At 70.5% G+C, this 22854-nt stretch carries 21 protein-coding genes; 18 read left to right on the forward strand and 3 right to left on the reverse strand.

What is annotated here, in order from left to right; genetic code table 11:
- Positions 1 to 4 precede the first annotated feature (4 nt).
- Complete coding sequence (locus tag ACGFIZ_RS11295) at positions 5 to 1471, reverse strand: aldehyde dehydrogenase family protein (RefSeq protein ID WP_393418147.1); 1467 nt, start codon at positions 1469 to 1471, stop codon at positions 5 to 7.
- Positions 1468 to 2598 (reverse strand): mandelate racemase/muconate lactonizing enzyme family protein, encoded by a 1131-nt coding sequence (locus ACGFIZ_RS11300; RefSeq protein ID WP_393418149.1) that lies wholly within the window; start codon positions 2596 to 2598, stop codon positions 1468 to 1470. The genes ACGFIZ_RS11295 and ACGFIZ_RS11300 overlap by 4 nt, the downstream gene beginning before the upstream one ends.
- Positions 2599 to 2753: 155 nt before the next feature.
- Here ACGFIZ_RS11300 and ACGFIZ_RS11305 point away from each other — a divergent pair, with 155 nt between their 5' ends.
- From ACGFIZ_RS11305 to ACGFIZ_RS11390, 18 genes are all read left to right on the forward strand, one after another.
- Positions 2754 to 3689, forward strand: coding sequence for a LysR family transcriptional regulator (locus ACGFIZ_RS11305; protein ID WP_393418151.1), 936 nt, complete (start codon positions 2754 to 2756; stop codon positions 3687 to 3689).
- Between the two features lie 388 nt (positions 3690 to 4077).
- Positions 4078 to 5406, forward strand: coding sequence for an IS607 family element RNA-guided endonuclease TnpB (tnpB, locus tag ACGFIZ_RS11310; RefSeq protein ID WP_393418153.1), 1329 nt, complete (start codon positions 4078 to 4080; stop codon positions 5404 to 5406).
- A 91-nt stretch (positions 5407 to 5497) separates the two neighbouring features.
- Positions 5498 to 6349, forward strand: a complete 852-nt coding sequence (locus tag ACGFIZ_RS11315; protein ID WP_393418155.1) for an NmrA/HSCARG family protein — start codon at positions 5498 to 5500, stop codon at positions 6347 to 6349.
- Positions 6350 to 6930: 581 nt separating this feature from the next.
- Positions 6931 to 7770 (forward strand): ABC transporter permease, encoded by an 840-nt coding sequence (locus ACGFIZ_RS11320; RefSeq protein WP_393418157.1) that lies wholly within the window; start codon positions 6931 to 6933, stop codon positions 7768 to 7770.
- A 38-nt stretch (positions 7771 to 7808) separates the two neighbouring features.
- A complete protein-coding gene (locus ACGFIZ_RS11325) occupies positions 7809 to 8600 on the forward strand; it encodes an ABC transporter ATP-binding protein (protein ID WP_393418159.1) in 792 nt (263 codons plus the stop codon).
- Positions 8597 to 9412: an ABC transporter permease gene (locus ACGFIZ_RS11330; RefSeq protein ID WP_393418161.1), complete on the forward strand. Its 816-nt coding sequence runs from the start codon at positions 8597 to 8599 to the stop codon at positions 9410 to 9412. Before ACGFIZ_RS11325 ends, ACGFIZ_RS11330 begins: the two co-directional genes overlap by 4 nt.
- A gap of 32 nt (positions 9413 to 9444) precedes the next feature.
- Positions 9445 to 10608, forward strand: a complete 1164-nt coding sequence (locus tag ACGFIZ_RS11335) for an ABC transporter substrate-binding protein (protein ID WP_393418163.1) — start codon at positions 9445 to 9447, stop codon at positions 10606 to 10608.
- A gap of 112 nt (positions 10609 to 10720) precedes the next feature.
- Positions 10721 to 11512, forward strand: a complete 792-nt coding sequence (locus tag ACGFIZ_RS11340) for an IclR family transcriptional regulator (RefSeq protein ID WP_393418165.1) — start codon at positions 10721 to 10723, stop codon at positions 11510 to 11512.
- Between the two features lie 58 nt (positions 11513 to 11570).
- A complete protein-coding gene (locus ACGFIZ_RS11345) occupies positions 11571 to 13055 on the forward strand; it encodes an NAD-dependent succinate-semialdehyde dehydrogenase (protein WP_393418167.1) in 1485 nt (494 codons plus the stop codon).
- Positions 13049 to 13897, forward strand: coding sequence for a nitrilase family protein (locus ACGFIZ_RS11350; protein ID WP_393418169.1), 849 nt, complete (start codon positions 13049 to 13051; stop codon positions 13895 to 13897). Before ACGFIZ_RS11345 ends, ACGFIZ_RS11350 begins: the two co-directional genes overlap by 7 nt.
- A 169-nt stretch (positions 13898 to 14066) precedes the next feature.
- The gene (locus ACGFIZ_RS11355) at positions 14067 to 14630 is read left to right on the forward strand and encodes an amino acid synthesis family protein (protein ID WP_393418171.1); all 564 of its coding nucleotides are present in this window, start codon (positions 14067 to 14069) and stop codon (positions 14628 to 14630) included.
- 28 nt (positions 14631 to 14658) lie between these two features.
- Positions 14659 to 16014: an aminotransferase class III-fold pyridoxal phosphate-dependent enzyme gene (locus tag ACGFIZ_RS11360; RefSeq protein WP_393418173.1), complete on the forward strand. Its 1356-nt coding sequence runs from the start codon at positions 14659 to 14661 to the stop codon at positions 16012 to 16014.
- 45 nt (positions 16015 to 16059) lie between these two features.
- Positions 16060 to 17475 carry a dihydropyrimidinase gene (gene hydA / locus ACGFIZ_RS11365; protein ID WP_393418175.1) on the forward strand — a complete coding sequence of 472 codons (1416 nt, stop codon included), beginning with the start codon at positions 16060 to 16062 and terminating at the stop codon, positions 17473 to 17475.
- A 50-nt stretch (positions 17476 to 17525) separates the two neighbouring features.
- Positions 17526 to 18533, forward strand: coding sequence for an LLM class flavin-dependent oxidoreductase (locus tag ACGFIZ_RS11370; protein WP_393418177.1), 1008 nt, complete (start codon positions 17526 to 17528; stop codon positions 18531 to 18533).
- Between the two features lie 4 nt (positions 18534 to 18537).
- On the forward strand, positions 18538 to 19233 hold the full coding sequence (gene npdG / locus ACGFIZ_RS11375; protein WP_393418179.1) for an NADPH-dependent F420 reductase: 696 nt from the start codon (positions 18538 to 18540) through the stop codon (positions 19231 to 19233).
- Positions 19230 to 20060 carry a nitrilase-related carbon-nitrogen hydrolase gene (locus tag ACGFIZ_RS11380; protein WP_393418181.1) on the forward strand — a complete coding sequence of 277 codons (831 nt, stop codon included), beginning with the start codon at positions 19230 to 19232 and terminating at the stop codon, positions 20058 to 20060. Before npdG ends, ACGFIZ_RS11380 begins: the two co-directional genes overlap by 4 nt.
- Positions 20057 to 20752, forward strand: coding sequence for a 2-phospho-L-lactate guanylyltransferase (gene cofC, locus ACGFIZ_RS11385; protein WP_393418183.1), 696 nt, complete (start codon positions 20057 to 20059; stop codon positions 20750 to 20752). Before ACGFIZ_RS11380 ends, cofC begins: the two co-directional genes overlap by 4 nt.
- A 163-nt stretch (positions 20753 to 20915) precedes the next feature.
- Positions 20916 to 21833, forward strand: coding sequence for an aldo/keto reductase (locus ACGFIZ_RS11390; RefSeq protein ID WP_393418185.1), 918 nt, complete (start codon positions 20916 to 20918; stop codon positions 21831 to 21833).
- Here the strand turns inward: ACGFIZ_RS11390 and ACGFIZ_RS11395 are convergent.
- Positions 21813 to 22649 (reverse strand): DeoR/GlpR family DNA-binding transcription regulator, encoded by an 837-nt coding sequence (locus tag ACGFIZ_RS11395; RefSeq protein WP_393418187.1) that lies wholly within the window; start codon positions 22647 to 22649, stop codon positions 21813 to 21815. The two genes, ACGFIZ_RS11390 and ACGFIZ_RS11395, sit on opposite strands and share 21 nt — an antisense overlap.
- Positions 22650 to 22854 lie beyond the last annotated feature (205 nt).

Consider the following 22854-nt stretch of genomic DNA (forward strand, 5'->3'; position numbering starts at 1 on the left):
ATTCTCAGAGGGTGGCCGCCACTGCGACGGTCTTGACCCGGGTGTAGAAGGCGAGTCCGTCCAGGCCGTGCTCCTTGAACGCGGAACCGGACTCCTTGAACCCGCCGAACGCCTGGTGCACGTCCCAGCCGCTGGGCGCGAGATTGACGACGACCTGGCCGGTCTCCATGCCGCGGACGAACGCCTCCGCCGCGGCCAGGTCGTTGGTGAAGATGCCCGACGCCAGTCCGTAGGTCGTCTCGTTGGCGATGCCGATCGCCTCGGGCAGGTCGCTGAACGGCATGACCGCGACGACCGGGCCGAACACCTCGTCGGTCCAGATCCGCATGTCGGGGGTGACACCGGTGACGACGGTCGGCCTGACGAAGCAGCCGCGGGCCGCGGCGCCGTCGCTGAGTCGCGCTCCGCCGGCAGCGATGACCGCGCCCTGCTCGCGGGCAGTGCCGATCAGGGCGAGCACCTTGTCGAGTTGGCGCTGGTTCACCACCGGGCCCATGGTCGTCGCCGCGTCGGCGGCCGGTCCGACGGCGATCGCGCCGGCACGCGCGACGATCTGCTCCACGACCTCGTCGTAGCGGTCCCGATGGACGAGGAGACGGCTCACCGCGGTGCACCGCTGACCGGTCTGGCCGAAGATCGACGGCAGCAGTACCTCAAGCGCCCGGGTGACATCGGCGTCGGCCATGATCACCGCCGCGTTCTTGCCGCCCATCTCCGTCTGCAGACGGGTGCCGGTGCCAGCGATCGCCCGGCCGAGGTGGCGGCCGGTCGCGGTGGAGCCGGTGAAGGTGATCCCCGCGATCCGCGGGTCGCGGACCAGCGTGTCGCCGACCTCCGTGACGTCGCCGGTGACCGTGTTGAAGGTCCCCGCTGGCAGCCCGGCGTCGTTCATCACCCGGGCGAGGAGCAACGCCACGGCGGGCGTGTCCGGGCTGGGCTTCAGGACCACGGTGTTGCCCTGGATCAGCGCGGGTGCGGCCTTGCGGACCGGCACCATCAGCGGGTCGTTCCACGGGGTGATGGCGAGGACGACACCAATGGGCTCGTGTCGTGTCGTGGTCACGACACCGGGGCGGCGGTCCGGCACGACGTCGCCGTGCGGGAGACGACCGACGCCGGCGAAGAACTCCACCAGTTCGGCACTGCGCTCGACCTCGATCGTCGCTTCGGCGGTGGTCTTGCCCATCTCCCGGCAGATCGTGTCCCGGAACTGGTCGGCTCTCTCCCGGATGAGCGCGGCAACGGCGAACAGGTACTTGCCGCGCAGCACGCTCGGCGTGTCCCGCCAGGCCGGCAAGGCCGCCGCGGCGGCGTCGACGGCCGAGCGGGCCTCGGCGGCGGACATCCGGGGCACGACCGCGACGACGTCGGAGGAATCCGCCGGGTTCGTCGACACGTCCGTGCCGGCCGCGCCGTCGACGTACGTCCCGTTCACGAGGTTGCGCAGGGTCAGGGTGCGGGTGTCGCTCATTTCTCCACGACCTCCCACGGGCCGATCAGGTAGCGGTCGAGGGCCTCCTCGGAGAAGCCGAACCCCAGCCCCGGCGTCTGGTGCAGCCGGATGACACCCCCGGCGACGTCGAGCTGACGGTCGAGGAGCGCGTTGATGTTGTGGATGTCGTTGCCGACGAAGTACTCGACGAAGATCGCGGCCGGAAACGCGCCCACCATCGGCGCGTGCAGGTCGTGGAACCAGTGCGGGGCGAGCGACGCCCCGTAGGCGCTGGCCAGGTCGGCGATCTTCCGAAGCTCGCTCAGGCCGCCACAGACGGCGGCGTCGCACTGGAGGATCACCGCGGCCTCGGCGTCCAGCAGGCTCTTCGCCCGCCAGCGTCCGGCCTCGATCTCGCCGGTGGCGACCGTGATCGGCGTCGCCTTCGCCAGCCGCGCGTGGTTCTCGATGTCGTCGGGCCCGAACGGCTCCTCGATGAAGTAGGGGTCGAACTCCTCCCAGCGACGCAGCGCGCGAACGGCACTCGGCAGGTCGCTCCACGCGTTGTTGGCGTCGAGCATCAGCACCCCCTCGGTGCCGATCACCTCTCGTGCCGCGGCGATACGAGCCCGGTCCTCCTCGACACCGACCCGCCCGACCTTGATCTTGAAGGCGGAGAAGCCGAGGTCCTGGTAGCCCTGCAGCTCGGCCGCGAGCCCGTCGACACCCTTCCCATCGAGGTAGTAGCCGCCGGAGGCGTACGCCGGGACCTCGTCGGAGTGGCCACCCAGGTACTTGTGCAGCGGCATGGCGGCAGCGCGGGCGCTGCGGTCCCAGAGCGCGATGTCGAGGGCGGACAGGCCGCGGACGACCGAGCCCACCCGGCCGTGGAGCAGCGCCTCCTGGTACATCGCCTGCCAGGCGCCCTCGATGAGATCGGCGTCCCGGCCGAGCAGGACGGGGGCCAGCAGGTCGCGCACCGCCAGCGTGGCGATGTTGGCCCCGCTGTGTCCCGGGTAGCAGAAGCCGATTCCGGTCACGTCGTCGTCGGCGGTGATCCGGACGAGCGTGTACTCACGATTGGTGATCGTCCGTCGCGCGATGCCCGTGACCCGTGGTAGGGGCACAACGGCGGTGGCGACCTCGATCCGGGTGATGACAGGCATGCAGATTGGTCCTCGTCGGCTCCGCGAGCGCCTTGGCGCGCTCGTCGATCGGGGCCAACGTAAGGGGGCCCTGGCCAGGCTGAATAGCAATCGCCAGTAACATTGATTTCCTCTATAGGAAATCCTGATGCAACAACCGCACGGAAGGGACGCGGGTGGAGACTCGCTGGCTGGAGACGTTCGTGGCCGTGGCGGACCGGCGCGGTTTCGCCGCGGCCGCCGCCGAGCTGGGCGTGTCCCAGCCCACCGTGAGCGCCCAGATCGCCGCCCTCGAGAAGGAGTTCGGCGTGGCCCTGTTCGACCGTGATCGTCGCCCCATCGGCCTCACCGACCGTGGTCGCGCTCTGCTGGTCCACGCCCACGCGATCCTCGGGGAGATCGAGTCGGCACGAGGCAACGTCAGCGAGTCGGTCGGGCGCAGACGGGGGGAGGTACGCCTGGGCACCTACCCGAGTGCGACGGCCGGCTACGTCCCCGAGCTATTGAAGGCCTTCCGGGCGGTGTATCCGCTGATCCGGGTGCGGCTCGTCGAGCTGGGCGGCGCCCACCTGCACGACGCGGCGATCCACGGCGATGTCCAGCTGTTCCTCCGCCAGACCACGCCGCCACTGTCGGAGACGGTCTTTCGCAGCCATCCCATGTGGCGGGAGAGGTTCAAGGTGGTCACGCCCGCGCACCACCCACTGGCCAGATCCGACGAGCCGCTAGCCCCCGCCCACCTGCTCAAGCATCCGCTCATCATGACCGGCCGATACGACACGGACAGCCTGCAGACCCACCCGCTCTGGTTCTCGCTCCAGCAACCGCCCCCGCTGGCGTACCAGGTGAGCAACCCCCAGTCACTCGTCGCGCTGGTCGGCGCCGGCCTCGGTGTCGGGGTCACCACCCAGCTGGCCATGGACGTGTCCCGCACCGACAACCTGCATGTCCGCGACATCGACCATCCCGACGCCGTTCGTGACGTCCGGGTGTGGTGGCCACGGCAACGCCGCCTGCCGCTCCCCGCCCAGACACTGCTGCAGTTCATGACCGAGACCGCCGCCGTCCCCTACAACACCATCGACACGCGCAAGAAACCACGGCCCGCATGATCCGGCCGTCGGGGGAGGCAGCTTTAGCTCTCTTGGGCATGCTGTGGTTGTCTGTTGGCGTGAGGGAATGGGCGGCGTCGGAGGGCGTTTCGTGTGTCGCCGTTCGGCGTCGGTATGCGGCCGGCTTGTCGGGTCGGGTGGTCCAACATGGTCGGTGAGTTGCTGGGTTCGGCCGTGAGGGTTGGGTAGTTTGTCGTCTTTGTCGGTGTCTGGTGGGGGGTCAGCGCGCCGATCTGCGCCGTCGGGTCGCCTGCGTCATTGGGTGGGTGACGGGGCAGGATCTGCTGGTGTCCGCCGGGCGGTCGAGGCCGCCGCTGCGGGTGACGTGTCGTGAGGACGGTTCAGGCGTACCGGTTCGCGTTGGACCTTAACTGCCGGGCAGGAGCGGATGGTTCTCGCGCATGCGGGAGCGGCTCGTGTCGCCTACAACTGGGCGCTTGCCCGGGTGAAGGCGGTCATGGACCAGCGGGCCGCCGAGCGCACCTACGGTGTGCCCGATGACCAGCTGACCCCGACGGTGTCGTGGTCGCTTCCGGCGCTGCGCCGGGCGTGGAACACGGCGAAAGCCGACGTGGCGCCGTGGTGGACGGAATGCTCGAAGGAAGCGTTCAACACCGGTCTGGACGCCCTCGCCCGCGGGTTGAACAACTGGGCCGGTTCCCGAACCGGGAAGCGGGCCGGACGATCGGTCGGTTTCCCGCGGTTCAAGGCTCGTCGCCGGACGACACCGTCCGTGCGGTTCACCACCGGCGCCATCCGCATCGCACCGGACCGTAGACACGTCGTGTTGCCGCGGCTCGGTCGTCTGAAGCTGCACGAGTCGGCTCGCAAACTCGCCCGCCGCGTGGAGGCCGGCACCGCCCGGATCATGTCCGCGACCGTCCGGCGCGACGGCGGACGGTGGCACGTGGCGTTCACCGTGCAGATCGACCGGACCGATCGGCGACCCGCCCAGCCCGGGTCAGTGGTTGGCGTTGACGTCGGGATCACGCATCTCGCGGTGTTGTCCACCGGTGAGTGTGTGCCGAACCCGCGCCACCTGCACCGTGCGCAGCGGGTCCTGCGCAGGCTGGGTCGTGGCCTGTCCCGCACGGCAGGCCCGGACCGGCGCGCCGGAGCACGGCCGTCGAAGCGGTGGCAACGAGCGCGGGCCCGACTCGGCCGCGCGCACGCCCGGGTGGCGAACCTGCGCCGCGACGGGCTGCACAAGCTCACCACCCGGCTGGCCCGTGAGCACGGCACGATCGTGGTCGAGGACCTGAATGTGTCCGGGATGCTGACCAACCGGCGTCTGGCCCGGCACATCGCCGACGCCGGGTTCGCCGAACTGCGCCGACAACTCACTTACAAGGCCGGATGGAACGGGGGTCGGCTGATCGTGGCCGACCGCTGGTATCCGTCCTCGAAGACCTGCTCGGGCTGTGGCACGGTGAGAACCAAGCTGGCCCTGGCCGAGCGTACCTACACCTGCGCCACCTGCGGCCTGGTTCTGGACCGGGATCTGAACGCCGCACGCAACCTCGCCGCGCTCGCGGGTGAGGCTGTCGACGCCCGGAGTGGCCGGGAGCCGTTAAACGGACGTGGAGCCGACCGTGAGACCCCGCTCGCGGGGCAGGTGGCCGTGAAACGTCAACCCGGCACCGCCACAGCGGGTCAGACCGGGACCGTCCCACCGCAAGGCGGGACTACCAATCACATGCTCACCAGAGCGCACTGATAGGTAACGGTTGACAGCAGAGGCGGGCGGATAGTGTGGTGCGCGGCGACGATCGGTCGCCGCGTTCGCTCGCCGGGAAGAGGTGTCTGTGATGGCCGATGCGCCGGTCTTGGTGCTCGGGGCGACCGGCGGTCAGGGCAGCGCCGTCACCGAGGCGTTGTTGGGCCGCGGGGCTCGGGTGCGGGCGCTGGTGCGCGACCCGAAGCGGGGGTCGGCTCGCCGGTTGGCCGACCGGGGTGTCGAGGTGGTCGCGGGATCGCTGGATGATCGAAGCTCGCTGGCCGCGGCGATGGCGGGCGCGGGGGCTGCCTTCGCGCTCACGACTCCGTTCGAGGCGGGCGTGGATGCCGAGGTGGCCCAGGGGCGGGCGATCTTGGCAGCCGCCGGTGAAGCCCGGGTGCCGCATCTGGTGTTCAGTTCGGTGGCCGGCGCCGATCAGGGAAGCGGTGTGCCGCACTTCGACAGCAAGGCGCGCATCGAAACCGAGCTGGTTGCTGGTGACGTCCCGTACACGATCTTGGGGCCGACGTACTTCTTCGACAACGCCCTCGGTGGGGCGGACCGTATTCGCGGTGGGGTGCTCGATCTGCCGCTGCCGGCGGATCGGCCGCTGCAGCAGCTTGCCCGCGCCGACCTTGGCGCCTTCGCCGCGCAGGTGCTTCTCGATCCCGCTCCCTACGTCGGGCGGCGTATCGAGCTGGCCAGCGATGCCCCCACCCCCGACCAGATGGCGGCCGCGTTGAGCGCGGCGCTGGGGCGGGAAGTGCGCCATGAGGGGGTGCCGCTGGCCGAGATCGGCAATCCGGACATGCACGCGATGTGGGCGTTCTTGAACGGGCCGGGTTACCAGGTCGACATCGCCGCGCTGCATGCCGCCCACCCCGACGTGGGTTGGACCAGCTTCGCCGACTGGGCCCACCACGCGTTCGGATCGGTTTCGTGAGCACTCCGAGCCGGGTATCGACGGGTGCGGCCGGGCGCCGAGCTGTCCGATGACCTGGCTCGCCGCGCGCTCCGGATGATTCTCGTCGTCGGGGTTGTCTCGGCCTGGCGTGCGGTCGCCCCGTTCGGCTGACCCGCCGCCCGCGGGCTGCGCGACGCCAGCCGCGACCCCCTCCACGAGCACGACATCGGCCGCGGCCGCCTCGGTCCCGGGTGGAGGCTGTGCCCGGGTCGTGGCGGTGCCTCCTGTTGCCTGCCGAGGCGGCAGCTTGGCCCGGATTGCGGTATCCGCAGGTGGCGCGGGTCGGCGACCGCCTCCACCTGGTGAGCCGATGTCCCGCCAAACCGTTGACGTGGCCTCGGTCACGCTCCTATTGTGAACCACCAGTTCACTGAGCGATCCGACGCGGCGGGGGTGACCGGCGGATCCGACGCCAGACGACGCTTCCGAGGGATTCGGAGAGTGCCTGCATGACCGCGACAAGAACCGCCACCACCTCGGCCCCCGCGGCCGGGTCGGCCGGGCAGGTCGAACGAGTGACACCGCGCCGATCCGGGCGCCTGTCCGCCGTGAGGAAACGCGTGCTGAACGTCGTCGGGGCCGTACTGGTCGTGGCGGTGCTCGCCGGCCTCTGGGAGGGGTACAAGGCGCTGGGACGCGCCGTCGGTGACGTCGTGCCCGGCACCCGGATCGCCTTCCCGGTCGCCACCGACGATCTTTCGATGCCGCACGTCTGGTCGATCCTCGGCGCCCTGGTCGAGCCGGCCCGGCGGAGCGACCCGATGTCCCTGGGCAGCTATCTCCTCGGCGAGACCAGTGTGACGCTCCGCGAGGCGTTCTACGGTCTGGTGGCGGGCTCGTCGCTCGGCCTGCTGCTGGCGGTCCTCTTCCTGCACGTGGTGCCGCTCAGCAAGGGGCTGATGCCCTGGCTGGTGGCGTCGCAGACGGTTCCCCTGGTGGCGATCGCGCCGATGATCGTGATCTGGGGCGGGAAGGCTGGCGCACCGCCCTGGATGGCGGTGACCGGCATCGCCGCCTACCTCGCGTTCTTCCCGGTCACCATCAACACCCTGCGGGGCCTGAAGTCACCGCCGAAGGTCCAGCTGGAGTTCATGCGCAGCGTGGGCGCAGGCCGTTGGCAGGTGCTGGGGTGGCTGCGGATCCCGGCGGCGCTGCCCTTCGTGTTCGCCGGGCTTCGGCTGGCGGCCACCGCGAGCGTGGTGGGTGCGATCGTGGGCGAGCTTTCCGCAGGCACCGGCCGGGGCATCGGCCGGGCGATCCTCACCTTCGCCTACTACTACTCGAACGGGCCGGAGAAGTTGTACGCGGCCGTCCTCGTCGCGGCGGCGGCCGGCATCGTGTTCGTGCAGTCCCTGGCACTCATCGAGCGCCTGGCGCTCCGGCACCGGCACACCCCGTGAACATCCCTTCCGCCTCAACAACACCTGGAGAGATGCTGATGTCTGAGGCCGAGATCATTTCCGTGCGAGGAGTCACCAAGCAGTTCACCGGCGGAAACCGTACGGTGACGGCACTTGAGGACATCGACCTGTCGATCAGCCGAGGCGAGTTCGTGTCCCTGTTGGGCCCGAGCGGCTGCGGCAAGAGCACCCTGCTGCGGATCCTGGCGGACCTGACCGAGCCGACCAGCGGCACGGTGTCGCTGAATGGCAAGACGCCGGCCGCGGCCCGGACGGACCGGGACTACGGAATGGTCTTCCAGCAGGCCGGCCTCTTCGAGTGGCGTACCGTGCAACGCAACATCGAGCTGCCGTTGCAGGTGGCCGGGGTGGACAAGCAGCGCCGGCGGGCCAAGGCCCACGAGATGCTGGATCTGGTCCGGCTCTCCGACTTCTCCCGGCACTTTCCCTGGCAGCTCTCCGGCGGCATGCAGCAGCGGGTGGCGATCGCCCGCGCGCTGTCAGCGGACCCGGAGATCCTGTTCATGGACGAGCCGCTGGGCGCGCTCGACGAGATGAACCGGGAGCGGTTGCAGGGCGAGTTGCTGCGGATCTGGTCGGACACCCGGACCACCGTCGTGTTCGTCACGCACAGCATCTCCGAGGCGGTGTTCCTGTCGTCGCGAATCGTCGTGATGTCCGCGCGTCCCGGACGCATCGCCGCCAGCATCGACGTGGACCTGCCGTACCCGCGGACGGCGGCGACCCGGACCACCGACGCGTTCTTCGCCAAGGTCACCGAGGTGCGTACGGCGCTGCACGGCGCCCCGGCCGAGCAGGCGACCCGATGAGCACGACCCCGCTCGCGCGGGGCACCTCGCCCGGCGTCGGAGCCCGGGCGGCGCGGTTCCTCCCGGTCGTCCTCACCGCGCTGGTGATCCTCGGCTCGTGGCAGTTGGTGGTGACCGTCTTCGACGTCCCGTCGTTCATCGTCCCGGCGCCGGCCGACATCTCGTCGGCGTTCCGGGCCGAGTTCGGCACGATCATGTCGGCGTCGGTGGTCACCGTGCAGGAGGTGCTCCTGGGCCTGATCCTCGGCGCGGTGGCGGGGGTCGCGGTGGCGTTGGGGCTCAGCCGGTTCCCGGGTGTGTCCGGCCCGGTGCTGACCGCGGCCGTCGTCATCAACTGTGCCCCGATCGTGGCCCTCGCGCCGATCTTCAACAACTGGTTCGGGGTCACCAATCCGATGTCCAAGGCCGGCGTGGCCGCGGTGATGGTCTTCTTCCCGGTCCTGGTCAACACGACCAGGGGACTTCTCCAGGTCTCACCCCTCCACCTGGAGATCATGCAGTCGCTCGCGGCGCAGCCCCGACAGGTGGCGCTCATGCTGCGGTTGCCCAACGCGTTGCCGTACCTGTTCAACGCGCTCAAGCTCGGCAGCACGCTCGCCGTGATCGGCGTCATCGTGACCGAGTACTTCGGTGGACCGAGCAACGCTCTCGGGGTGTACATCGCCTACCAGGCGGCCCTGCCCCGCTTCGAGCTCGCCTGGGCGGGGATCGCCGTGGCCAGCGCGCTCGGCCTGCTGCTGTTCGGTGCCACGTCTCTGTTGGAACGCCTCCTGATGCCCTGGCACGAGTCCCTGCACGACGGCGACTCGTGAGCCACGGGCCACCACGATCTGTTGGAGTCAGAATGGCCCTGCAACTATGGCGGACCCCGCGGAACGGGCGCACCGCCACAATCGCCACCGCCCTCACCGCCGTCCTGCTCGCCGCCTCGGCCTGCGGCGGCATGTCCGACAATCCGAGCAAGTCCGCGGCCGAGGCCGCCAAGAACTGCGAGTCGACCACCAAGGTCCGGGTGGTGCTCCAGTGGGTTGCCCAGGCCCAGTTCGCCGGCTACTACGCAGCCAAGGAGAAGGGTTACTACGCCGCGGAGTGCCTCGACGTCACAATCCAGGAGGGCGGCGTCAACATCGTTCCCCAGCAGGTGCTCTCCGCCGGCAACGCTGAGTTCGCGGTCAGCCATGTCACCAAGACGATGGTGACCCGGGAACAGGGCGCGGATCTGGTGAACATCGGCCAGGTGTTCCAGCGTGGCGCCTACCTCCAGGTCGCCTGGGCCGACTCCGGCATCAAGGCGTTGACCGATCTGAAGGGCAAGAAGGTCGGGAGCTGGGGTTACGGCAACGAGCTTGTGCTGTTCGCGGCGATGAAGGACGCCGGTGTCGACCCGAAGGGTGACACGAAGATCATCCAGCAACCGTTCGACATGTCGCTGCTGCTCCGGCGGGAGATCGACGCCGCCCAGGCCAAGACCTACAACGAGTACGCCCAGTTGCTGGAGACCAAGAATCCGAAGACCGGCAAGCTCTACCAGCCGTCGGACTTCTCGGTGATCAGTCTCCAGGACGCCGGCTACACCAGCCTTGAGGACGGCATCTACGCCCGCGGTGACTGGCTGGGGGAGCAGGCCAACCAGGACACGGCGGTGAAGTTCCTCAAGGCGACCTACCGCGGCTGGGGCTACTGCCGGGACGACCTGGCCGGCTGCGTCGACATCGTGCTCGACAACGGCAGCGCGCTGGGGCAGGGGCACCAGACCTGGATGCTCAACGAGATCAACAAGCTGATCTGGCCCTCGCCCAACGGCGTGGGAATGATGGACCAGGCGGCCTGGGACCAGACGATCAAGATCGCGATGGGTGGTGGCGTCCTGAAGAAGGTGCCGGACAAGGACGCGTTCCGCACCGATCTGTCACAGCGCGCGAACGACGAACTCAAGGCCGACGGCTTCGACACCAGCGGGAAGTCCTACACGCCGCAGACCGTGACGATCACGGAAGGCGGGAAGTAGGCGAGCGGCGGGTGCCGGACGGTGCCCACCGTTCGGCACCCGCCCGCAGCCAATGATGTCTGCCAAGATGTGGGCCGTATCCCACGGCCGATGGTGATTGATGGAGGTAGCGATGGCGCCCAGTGAGGCGGGGCTGGTGCGACGTACGATCTGGCTCCTGCGGGCCGTGGCGGCTCACCCCGAGGGCGTCGGGCTCAGCGAGGTGGCCCGGGAGGCGGGTATCCCCAAGGCCACCTGCTACCGGGTGCTCACCGTGCTGGAACGGGAGAGCTGGCTCACCCTCGATCCGGTGACCCGTCGCTACCGGGTGTCGCTCGGGCTGCTCTCCATCGTGGGTGGCCTGCTCGACGGCGGTGGCGCCTACGGCCACATGCGGGAGGTGCTGCGGAACCTGGCCGAGGAGACCAGGGAGACCGCGGGCTTCGACGTGCTGCTGCCGCCGAAGGTGATGGTCGTCGCGCAGGTGCCGGGGCCGTCGCTGATCGGGCAGACGCTCAAGCCGGTGCCCCGTACCCAGCCGGTGTGGGCGACCTCTACCGGGAAGGTGCTGCTGGCGGCGCTGAGCCCGGACGCCGTACGGGCCGACTTCACCGAGGAGTTCGCCGAGCACGCCCCGCCGGAGGTGGGGGACCTGGAGTCCTTCATGGGCTCACTGGAGGCGGTGCGGAACCAGGGGTTCGCATTCGCGTACGACGAGTTGGAGGTCGGTGCGGCGTCGGTCGCCGCACCGGTGCGCCTGCGTGGAACCACGCCCTACGCGGTCTGGATCGGCGGGCCCACCTACCGGATCACCCGGGACCGCATCGACACCGTGGCGGAGTCGGTGATCAAGGCCGCACGGCAGCTCACCGACCTGCTCAGTAACGCTGACATCGATATTCCGAGTGCCTTTGCCAGACGCTAGGGCACCCGCCGACCGCACCGGCTCGCCCAGGGCGACGCCCGCGGTGAAGGAGGACACAATGGCCGTACCAGCCGAGGCGTTGGCGGCGGCGTTGACCGTGGTCGACAAGACCCCCAAGGGCCTGTACGTCGACGGCGAGTGGCGCGCGGGCCGGGACGGTGCCGTCCTGGCCGTGGAGGACCCGGCGACGGGAGCGACGATCGCCGAGGTGGCTGACGCCTCGGTCACCGACGGGCTGGACGCACTGGCCGCCGCCGCCCGTGCCCAGTCCGGCTGGGCCGCCACCCCGCCCCGGGAGCGCGGGGAGGTGCTGCGCCGGGCGTTCGACCTGATCATCGAGCGCCGGGACGACCTGGCCCGGATGATGACCCTGGAGATGGGCAAGGCGTTCGCCGAGTCCCAGGCCGAGGTCACCTACGCCGCGGAGTTTCTTCGCTGGTTCGGCGAGGAGGCGGTCCGGATCGACGGCGGCTACCTCACGGCACCGGCCGGGAACTCGCGGGTCGTCGTCCTGCGGCAGCCGGTCGGGCCGTGTCTGCTGGTGACCCCGTGGAACTTCCCGATGGCGATGGGCACCCGCAAGATCGGTCCCGCCCTGGCGGCCGGCTGCACCGTCGTGGTCAAGCCGGCAAGGCAGACCCCGCTGTCGATGCTGGCGCTGGTCGAGATCCTGGAGCAGGCCGGTCTGCCGCGTGGCGTGGTCAACGTGCTCACCACCTCGCAGTCCGGCCGGGTCACCTCGGCACTGCTCGCCGACGACCGGTTGCGCAAGCTGTCGTTCACCGGCTCGACCCCGGTCGGCCGGACGCTGCTCGCCCAGTCCGCCGAGCGGGTGCTGCGCACGTCGATGGAGCTGGGCGGGAACGCGCCGTTCATCGTGTTCGACGACGCCGACCTCGACCTGGCGGTCGAGGGGGCCGTACAGGCGAAGATGCGCAACGTCGGTGAGGCGTGCACCGCCGCGAACCGGTTCTACGTGCAGCGTTCGGTCGCGCAGCGCTTCGTCGAGGCGCTGGCCGAGCGGCTGGGTGGGCTGCGCGTCGGGCACGGGCTGGACCCGTCGACCGACGTGGGGCCGCTCATCGACCGGGCCGCGGTGGCGTCGGTCGCCGAGTTGGTCGCGGATGCGACGCAGCTGGGGGCGGGGGTCGTCACCGGCGGCGGGCCGATCGCCGGGCAGGGTCACTTCTTCGCGCCGACCGTCCTGTCCGCCGTGCCGGACGGCGCCCGGTGCGTCCGGGAGGAGATCTTCGGCCCGGTCGCCCCGGTCGTGGCCTTCGACGACGAGGACGAGGCGGTCGGCAGGGCCAACGCCTCGGAGTACGGCCTCGCCGCCTATGTCTTCACCGAGAACCTCGGCCGTGGCCTGCGGGTGACCGAGCGGCTGGAGAGCGGGATGGTGGGGCTCAACCAGGGCATCATCTCCAACCCGGCGGCGCCGTTCGGCGGTGTCAAGCAGTCCGGTCTCGGGCGCGAGGGCGGGACGGTCGGCATCGACGAGTACCTGAACATCAAGTACGCGGCGCTGCGGGCGTCATGGTGACCAGGTTCCTGCTCGCCGGAGTCCAACTGCAGCCGGTCTTCGGCGACATCCCGGCGAACGTCACCAGGACGTCGTACTGGATCCGGGAGGCGGCGGGCCGCGGCGCCCGACTCGTGGTGCTGCCCGAGGCGGCCTCGGCGGGATACGTCTTCGCCGACCGGGCGGAGGCCGCGCACCATGCCCAGCCGGTGCCGGACGGTCCTACGGTCGCCGCGTGGGCACGGCTCGCCGCCGAGCTGGACGTGTGGATCGTGGGTGGGGTGACCGAGCGGGACGGGGATCGGGTCTTCAACGCGGCGGTGCTGCTCGGCCCCACCGGTCATGTCGGAACCTTCCGCAAGGCGCACCTGTGGAATGACGAGAAGGAGATCTACGACCGTAACGGGGACGGTTTCCCGGTCTTCGACACGCCGTTGGGGCGGATCGGGATCGGGATCTGCTACGACGCGTGGTTCCCCGAGACGTTCCGCAGCGCGGCGTTGCAGGGCGCCGACCTGGTGGTGTTGCCGTCGAACTGGGTGCCGGTGCCCGGGCAGCCCGAGGCCGCCCCGGCGATGGCGAACCTCATGTGCATGACCGGGGCGCACTCCAACCAGTGCTACGTCGCCGGGGTCAGCCGAGTCGGAGTCGAGCGTGGGCAGGCTTTCGTCGGCCGGTCCGTCCTCGTCGGACCCGACGGTTGGCCGCTCGCCGGCCCGGCGAGCCCGGACCGCGAGGAACTCGTGCTGGCGGAGGTGGACCTGATCGGCTCGCGTGCCGAACGGCTGCGCAACCCGTTCAACCAGCCGCTGGCCGACCGGCGGACCGACCTCTACGTGCTGGACGGGCCGGCCGCGGGCTGAGCCGCTACCCGTCCGGGTGGCGGGCCTGCGTCCTACGTGACCTGCGGTGCTCGGGCGACGCGCCGCACCCCGAGTACCGGGATCTGTCCTCGAAGGCTATTGACTCGCTCTTTCCGCAAAGCCAAGATATGAACCGATGGTTCATTCAATGAACCGATAAGGAGTGATCGTGAGCATCCGGGTTCGCAAGCTGATCCGTCACCTCGAAGAGACGCGGCTGGAGAACGGCAGGCCGGTGCAGCCGGTGCACCGGGTCGCCTTCGCCGGCGTGGTCATCGAGAATCCCTACCCCAGCGAATACGTCCAGGACCTGGTCACCCTGGCCGACGAGATCGGCGAGGAAGTCGGCAACCTGGTCGGCCCCGCCTGCGTGGAACTGCTCGGCGAGGAGGTCGAGGCGTTCGGCAAGGCGGCGCTCGTCGGTATCGACGGCGAGGTCGAGCACGGCTCGGCGCTGATCCACAACCTTCGCTTCGGCAACGCCTTCCGCAACCCGGCCGGCGGCACCGAACTGCTGCCCGCCGCCGAGAAGGTCGGCCTGCCCGGCAGTCCCATCGACATCCCGCTCAAGCACAAGCTGGACGCCAAGACCCGCTCGCACCACCAGACGGTGACCCTCCAGGTGGCCGACGTGCCCCGACCCCGGGAGATCTTCGTGGTCTGCGCCGCGTCGAACGCCGGACGCCCGCTGGCCCGGCTCGCCGCCTTCGGCGCCGAGCTGAAGAACAACTGACCCGGCCGGACGGGACGGAGACCAGCCGATGACGATCACCGACACCGACACCTGGACCAGCCAGCGGCTCAGGGAAATCGACAAGGAGTACGTGATCCACTCCTGGTCGGTGCAGGGCGCGCTCGACCCCATCCCGGTGGCCGGCGGATCCGGTTCGTGGTTCTGGGACTACGACGGCCGCCGGTACCTCGACTTCCAGTCGCAACTGGTCAACCTGAACCTGGGTCACCAGCACCCCCGACTGGTCGAGGCGATCCGCGCCCAGGCCGAGCAACTCTGCTACATCGGGCCCGGCTTCGCCGAGCGTTCCCGAGCGGAGCTGGCCGAGCTGATGGCCGGGGTCACCCCCGGTGACCTGAAGATGAGCTTCTTCACCACCGGGGGGGCGGCGGCCAACGAGAACGCCGTCCGGCTGGCCCGGCACGTCACCGGCCGGCAGAAGATCATCGCCCGCTACCGCTCGTACCACGGCGCCACGGCGGGCGCGATGTCGCTGACCGGCGACCCGCGCCGGTGGGCGGCGGAACCGGGGATGACCGGCGTGGTGCGCATGCTCGACCCCTACACCTACCGGTGCCCGGCGGGGCACCCCGACCCGTGCCCGGTCTGCTCCGGCGGCCCGCACCTGGAGGAGATCCTCCAGTACGAGAACCCGGAGACGGTCGCCGCGGTGATCGTCGAGCCGGTCACCGGCACGAACGGTCTGCTCTACCCGCCGGCCGGATACCTGCGATCGCTGCGGGAGGTCTGCGACAGGCACGGCATCCTGCTCATCTTCGACGAGGTGATGGCGGGCTTCGGCCGTACCGGTGAGTGGTTCGCCTGCGACCACTGGGACGTCGTGCCCGACATCCTCACCACCGCCAAGGGGCTGAACTCCGGCTACGTCCCCCTCGGGGCCATGACGGTCTCTGCCCGGATCTCCGACTGGCTGCGGGATCACATGTTCTGGGGCGGTCTGACCTACGCCGGGCACCCCCTCGCCTGCGCCTCCGGCGTGGCCTCCCTGCGGATCATGCAGGACGAGGGCGTGGTGGACAACGCGCGGGCCATGGGGGAGCGGCTCGGGGCCGGCCTGGCGAAGCTGGCCGAGAGCCACCCGAGCATCGGCGACATCCGTGGCCGGGGGCTGTTCTACGGCGTGGAGTTGGTGCGCAACCGCGACACCCGGGAGCCGCTCGTCCCGTTCAACGCCAAGGGTCCGGCGGCGGCCCCGGTCAGCCGGCTGCTCAAGGCCGCGATGCAGCAGGGCGTCTACCTGACCGCCAACTTCAACGTGCTGCGGCTGACCCCGCCACTGGTCATCGACGCCGAGGAGATCGATCTCGCGCTCGGCGTCCTCGACGAGGTCCTGTCCCTCGCCGACGAGCACTACCAGGGCTGACCAACGGCAGGACGGGCGGGAACCCGCCAGGGAGGAGAGGTACGGATGCCAACGACCTTGATCGCCAACGGCACGGTCGTCAACGCCGACGCCGCGATCCGCGCCGACGTGCTGGTGCGGGACGGCCGGATCGTCGCCCTCGGCGCCGGGCCGGACTGGACCGCCGACCACGTCGTCGACGCGACCGGGAAGCTGGTCATGCCCGGTGGCATCGACGCGCACACACACCTGGAGTACCCGGTCGACGGGTTCAGCACCCACACCGCCGACGACTTCCACACCGGAACCGTCGCGGCCGCGTACGGCGGCACGACCACCGTCCTCGACTTCGTCAAGAAGGAGCCGGACCGGTCGCTGTACGACACCTATCTGCGGCGGCGGGACGCGGCGGCGACCAAGGCCGTGATCGACGTGGGCCTGCACGCCATCGTGCCACCCCGCGCAGCCCAGCCGGACGTCCTCGACGACCTGCGCCGGCTGGTCGCCGAGGGCGCCACCAGCTGGAAGTTCTTCATGGCCTACCCGGGCCAGATGGTCGAGGACAACGAGTTGCTCGACGGCTTCGAGCTGGCGCGCGAACTCGGCGTACTGCCGATGGTGCACGCCGAGAACGGACACATGGTCGCCCGGGAGGTCCGGCGCCTGGTGGACAGCGGCCGGACCGCCGAGAGCTTCCACCTGCGGGCACACGGGCACGAGTCCGAGGCCGAGGCGGTGCATCGGGCCGTTGTGCTCGCCGACACCATCGGCACACCGCTGTACGTGGTGCACGTCTCCAGTGCGGCGGCGGCCGACGAGATCAGCCGGGCCCGGGCGGCCGGGTCGCGGGTGTGGGGCGAGACCTGCCCCCAGTACCTGGTCGTGGCCTACGAGGACTACGCGGGCCTCGGGGAACGGGCCGCCGCGTACGTCTGCTCCCCGCCGATCCGGGAACGCAGCAACCAGGACGGCCTGTGGCGGATGCTCGCCACCGGCGCCCTGTCCACCGTCGCCACCGACCACGCCGGTTTCTGCCTGCACCAGCCCGACGACCTGCCGCCGCAGAAGATGCGCAGCCCCGGCTACTTCCCCAAGGTGCCCAACGGTGTCCCGGGCATCGAGGACCGGCTGATGGTCCTCTGGCAGGCCGGGGTGGTCGGCGGGCTGATCGATCCGTGCCGCTTCGTGGACCTGGTCGCCACCCGGCCGGCCAAACTGTTCGGCCTCTTCCCACACAAGGGCATCGTCGCCGTCGGGGCGGACGCCGACCTGGTGGTCTGGGACCCGGCGGCCGACCACGTGATCACGGCGGCGGGTTCGCACATGCGCACCGACTACAACATCTACGAGGGCATGCGGGTGACCGGCAAGCCGGTACACGTGTTCTCCCGGGGTGAGCACCTGGTCGACGCGGCCGGCCTCCGGCACGCTGCCCCCGGCCGGGGAACCTTCCTGACCCGCGCCGCGCCGCGCCTCTCCTGACCTACCGACTCCCATCCCTCCACCACGTACCGAGCGGAGCTGACGCCGAGATGAAACTTCCCCTGGGCATCCACGTCGGAGAGCGACTCAGCCTGGAACAGACCTACTGGCAGGCCGAGTTCGCCGACCAGAACGGGTTCGAGTCCGTGTGGGTCGCCGAGGGGCGACTCGCCCGCGACGGCATCGTCCCGGCGGCGATCATCGCGAGCAGGACGAGGAACGTGAAGATCGGCACCGGTGTCGTCAACAACAAGAGCCGCAACGCGGCCCTGATGGCGGTCACCTTCAAGACCCTGGACGAGGTGGCGCCGGGCCGGGCGATTCTGGGCATTGGCGCCTGGTGGGAGCCCCTGGCGACGAAGGTCGGCCAGCCGCTGGCCAAGCCGATCAAGTCGATGCGCGAGTACATCACCGTCCTGCAGGCGTTCTTCCGCAACGAGGTCGTCTCCTTCGACGGCGAGTTCGTGCAGATGAAGGACGTGCGCTTCGACAGCATGTACCGCGAGAACAAGCCGGTCGACATCCCGATCTACATCGGCGCGGTCGGCCCCCGCATGCTCGAACTCGCTGGCGAGATCAGCGACGGCGTGCACATGGACTTCCTGCTTCCCCCGTCGTACCTGACCGGCGCCCGTGCGGCGATCGACCGGGGGGTGGCCAGGCGGACCGACGGCCGCGACGGCATCGACCTGACCCAGATCGTGGCGTGCAGCGTCAACGACGACGACCCGCAGGAGGCCATCGACGCGTGCAAGGCATTCCTCACCCTCTACCTCTGTCAGCAGCCGCACATCGCCGAGCACTGCGGGGTGGAGCGCGAACTCGTCGACCGGTTGCAGGAGATCGCCGGCTGGCCCGCCACGCCGGAGGACATCAAGCGGGCGATGCGGCTGGTCCCCAACAGCCTGGTGCAGAACGTCACCGCCTGCGGCTCCACCGACGACGCCTTCCAGAAGCTGCAGTCGTACCACGAGGCCGGGCTGCGCTGCCCGATCATCTCCACCCTCGGTGACAAGGAGCAGACCCTCACCCGGCTCGCCCAGGCCGCGAAGGGGTGACCCGATGACGGACGACCTATCCACCCGCATCGCCGTGGTCGGTGGCACCGGCCCGCAGGGCCGGGGGCTGGGCTACCGCCTGGCGCGCGCCGGACACGAGGTCGTACTCGGGTCACGTGACGCCCAGCGGGCCACCACCGCTGCCGAGGAGCTGTCCGCGCAGGCCGGCGGTGCCCGGATCACCGGCGCGACGAACCTGGCGGCTGCGGAGAGCGCCGGCATCGTGCTGCTCGCCGTGCCGTACGACGGACACGCCCAACTGGTGACCAGCCTGGCGCAGGCGTTGGCCGGCAAACTCGTCATCAGCTGCGTCAATCCGCTGAGCTTCGACCGGTTCGGGCCGTACGGTCGCACCGTCTCGGCCGGAAGCGCTGCCGAGGAGGCCGCCGACATCGTCCCCTCGGCCACCGTGGTCGGGGCATTCCACCACCTGGCCGCCCCCCTCCTGCTCGATCCGGAGGCGGACCTGAGCCACGAGGACGTCCTGGTCTGCGGTGACGTCACCGCCGCCAAGGAGCGGGTGATGGCCCTCGCTGCCGACGTGACGGGCGGTCGCGCCCTCGACGCCGGCCGGCTGCGGCTGGCCCGACAACTGGAACCCCTGACCGCGGTCCTGATCAGCGTGAACAAGCGGTACAGAACACGTTCCGGGGTGGCTCTCACCGGCCTGGCCCCGGCTGTCGGAAAGGTCCCCGCGTGAAACTCGCCGCCCTGCAACTTCGTGCCACCGACGACCGGGACGAGACGATCGGACGTGCCGCCGCCCTGATCGACGACGCCGCCGCCCAGGGCGCCCGGATCCTGCTGCTGCCGGAGCTGTTCGCGGTGCCCTTCGTCCAGCCGGAGCCCGACCTCGACTACTTCCGGTACGCCGAGGGACTTGACGGCCCGTCCAACCGGATGGCAGCCGAGCGGTCGAAGCGGTACCGGATGACCGTCGTCTCGTCGATCTTCGAGGCGGGGCAGCTGCCGGGGGTGTACCACAACACCGCCTGCACCTACGTCGACGGTGAACTCAGGTCGGTGTACCGCAAGTCGCACCTGCCGTTCTCCAACGGCTTCCCCGAGAAGTTCTACTTCCGTCCGGGTGGCACGGAGCCGGAGGTGGTCCAGACCGGTGAGACCGGAGTCGGCACCATCATCTGCTACGAGCGGCACTTCCCCGAGCTGAGCCGTATCGTCGCCCTGCGCGGCGGATCGGTGCTCTGCGTTCCCGTCGCCTCGGCGAGCGCCCCGATGCGTGAGGTGTTCCAGCTGGAGCTGCGCGCCCACGCCGTGTTCAACGGGCTCTTCGTGATCTGCGCCAACCGGGTCGGCACGGAGGGGGTGAAAGACTACTTCGGGCTCAGCGCGATCTACGGCCCCAACGGCGACGTGCTCGCCCAGGCCGCCGACGACCGCGACGACGTGGCGGTGGCCGAGGTGGACCTGAGCCTGGTCGACCTCTCCCGCCGCCGACGCCCGTTCCTCCGCGACCGGCGACCCGAGCTGTACGGGCGGCTGACCGGGATGGAACCCGACGCATGACGGACGGCTCGTGGGTGGTGGTCGTACCGGCGAAGCCCTTCGCGGCTGCCAAGACCAGGTGCACGGGCCTCGACGTCTCCGAACGGAGGGCGCTGGCCCGGGCGATGCTGCTCGACGTCGTCGGCGGGCTGACTCGGGCCCGTCGGGTGCGTGCCGTCGTCGTCGCCGCGACCGACCCGGAGGTGGTCGGCGCGGCGTTGTCCTGCGGCGCCGTGGTCGCCGGCACCACCCGCGGGCCGGACCTGAACCGGGAGGTCCTCGACGCGCTCACCGTCGCCAGGGAGGCGCTTCCTGACGCGCGGCTGGCTGTCGCCATGGCCGACCTCGCCGGAGCGCGGCCCGCGGACTTCGACGCGGCACTGGCGGCGGCCGGCTCCCACTCACGGGCCATCGTCTCGGACGCCGACGGCACCGGGACCACCATGGTGACGCTCACCGTTCCCGGCGAGTTCCGGCCCTTCCTCGGCCCCGGCTCCCGGTGCCGGTTCCTCGCCGACGGCTACCACGACCTCCCGGTGGCCGCGCCTGGGCTGCGGCGGGACGTGGACACCGTCTCCCACCTGCTCGCGCTCGGGCTCGACAGCCTGGGCGGGGCGACCCGCTCGTGGTCCGGGTCACCGGTGTCGACCGCCGGCCGGCCTGGTGCTGGTCCTGGCCTCGGTGGTGCTGCTCGCGCTGCACGAGAACCGTAGCCCCCACCCGGCGGTGCGGCAGCGGGCCGAGGACCCTGCCCCGACGCCCGCCTGCGTAGGGACGTAGCGGACCTCGGCGCGGGCCCGGCGGGGGACCCCCTGATATACAGGTAACGAATATGGTGCCGAGGGGCGAGTTCCGGCCGGGGCGTTGGATGGGATCATGGAAATCGTCGACCGCCTGGCGGGTGCCTCCCGGATCGGGCTGGGGCTGGCGGCCGTCGGCCGCCCGGCCTACATCAACCTCGGGCGCGCCGCGGACCTGCCGGCCGAACGGACCGTCGAGACGATGCGCGCCCGCGCTCGCGATCTCCTCGATCGGGCGTACGCGGCCGGCATCAGGTATTTCGACGTCGCCCGCTCCTACGGCCGGGCCGAGGAGTTCCTGGCCCAGTGGCTGCACGCCCGGCCGGACGTCGGCGACGTGGTCGTCGGCAGCAAGTGGGGCTATACCTACACGGCCGGGTGGCGGACCGATGCCGAGGTGCACGAGGTCAAGGACCACGGCGTCGCCACCTTCGACCGGCAGCTCGGCGAGACCCGGGCCCTGCTCGGCGGCCGCCTCGACCTCTACCAGATCCACTCGCTCACCCCGGACAGCCCCGCGCTGCGCGACGCGGCCCTGCACCGCCGGCTCGCCGGCCTCGCCGCGCAGGGCTCGGTGATCGGGATGTCGACCAGCGGCCCCGCGCAGGCCGAGGCGATCCGGGCCGCGCTCGACGTGCAGGTCGATGGACGGCCCTTGTTCCGCAGCGTGCAGGCCACCTGGAATCTCCTGGAGCCCAGCGTCGGCCCGGCGCTCGCCGAGGCGCACGACGCGGGGTGCCTGGTCATCGTGAAGGAGGCGCTCGCCAACGGCCGTCTCGCCGTGGGCGAGCACGCACCCGGCGATGCCGCCGCGCTCGCGGCGGTGCTGCATCAGCCCTGGGCGTCCATCGTGTTGTCCGGGGCCGCGACCGGCGATCAGCTGGCCTCGAACCTGCGGGCGGAGGGGCTCACCGTCGACCCGGCCCGGTGGAAGGGACTGGCGATGCCCGCCACCCGTTACTGGCAGGAGCGGTCACGCCTGCCGTGGAGCTAGGGCCCTGGCCGCGGGGGTGAGCACCTCCACGCCGCTCGCCTTGAGGGCGTCCCGCAGGTCGGCTGGCGGCGCGGTGTCGGTGATCAGGTAGTCGGCGGCGCCGAGCTCCGACACCTGGGCGAACAGGCGGCGGCCGAACTTGGAGGAGTCGGCGAGGATCGCCACGCGGGCCGCGCGGGAGATCATCTCCTGCATCATCGCGGCCTCGGCGAGGTTGCTCGTCGTGTAGCCGGCGTCGGCGGCGACCGCGCCGACGCCGATCAGCGCCAGATCGCAGCTGATGTCCAGCTCGGCGCCGGTGTTGGCGCGGAAGCTGACCGGGCCGATCGTGGCGAGGGTGAGCGCGCGCACCGCGCCCCCGAAGATGTAGATGTCGCGGATGGCCGTGGGCGGGAGGGCGCCCGGCACCAGTAGGTTGTTCGTCGCCACCGTGAGGTCGCGGTGCTGGCCGAGGTTGCGGGCGAGCGCGAGGGTCGTCGTCCCGCCGTTGATCATGATGGTCGAGCCGTCCTGGACCAGCGCCGCGGCCAGCGCGGCGATCTTCTCCTTCTCCTGCTCCTGCACGGTGAGCCGCTGGTCGACGGCGCGGTCGGTGCGGAAGACCGTGGACAGGCTGACCGCCCCGCCGTACGTGCGCACGAGAATGCCGTCGGCGGCCAGCTGATCGAGGTCGCGTCGCACGGTGTCGATGGATACGCCGAAGCGCTCGGCCAACTCACCCACCGTGACCTGGCCGGTGTCGGTGACGTACGCGGCCAGCTGAGCCTTGCGTCCGGCGGGCAGGTGGCGCTGCCGCTCGTCCCTGCCAATGCTCACTGTTTCCCCCTTGTCAGTGCGGCAGTATGCCACAAATCCGTGTCCACTGAGTGCGTTGCCGCATGGGGCCGCGAAGAGTCGCAAGGGCCGGCGCGGCCGCCCCGGGACCGGTGGCGGCCGGGCCACCTGCAGCTCGGAGGACGACGGCGAGGTGCCGGAGCCTGCTTCATGGCACGACAGTATGCCGTACTCCGCAGCTTTTTGC

The sequence above is a fragment of the Micromonospora sp. NPDC048830 genome, assembly GCF_043198215.1.
Taxonomy (GTDB): domain Bacteria; phylum Actinomycetota; class Actinomycetes; order Mycobacteriales; family Micromonosporaceae; genus Micromonospora.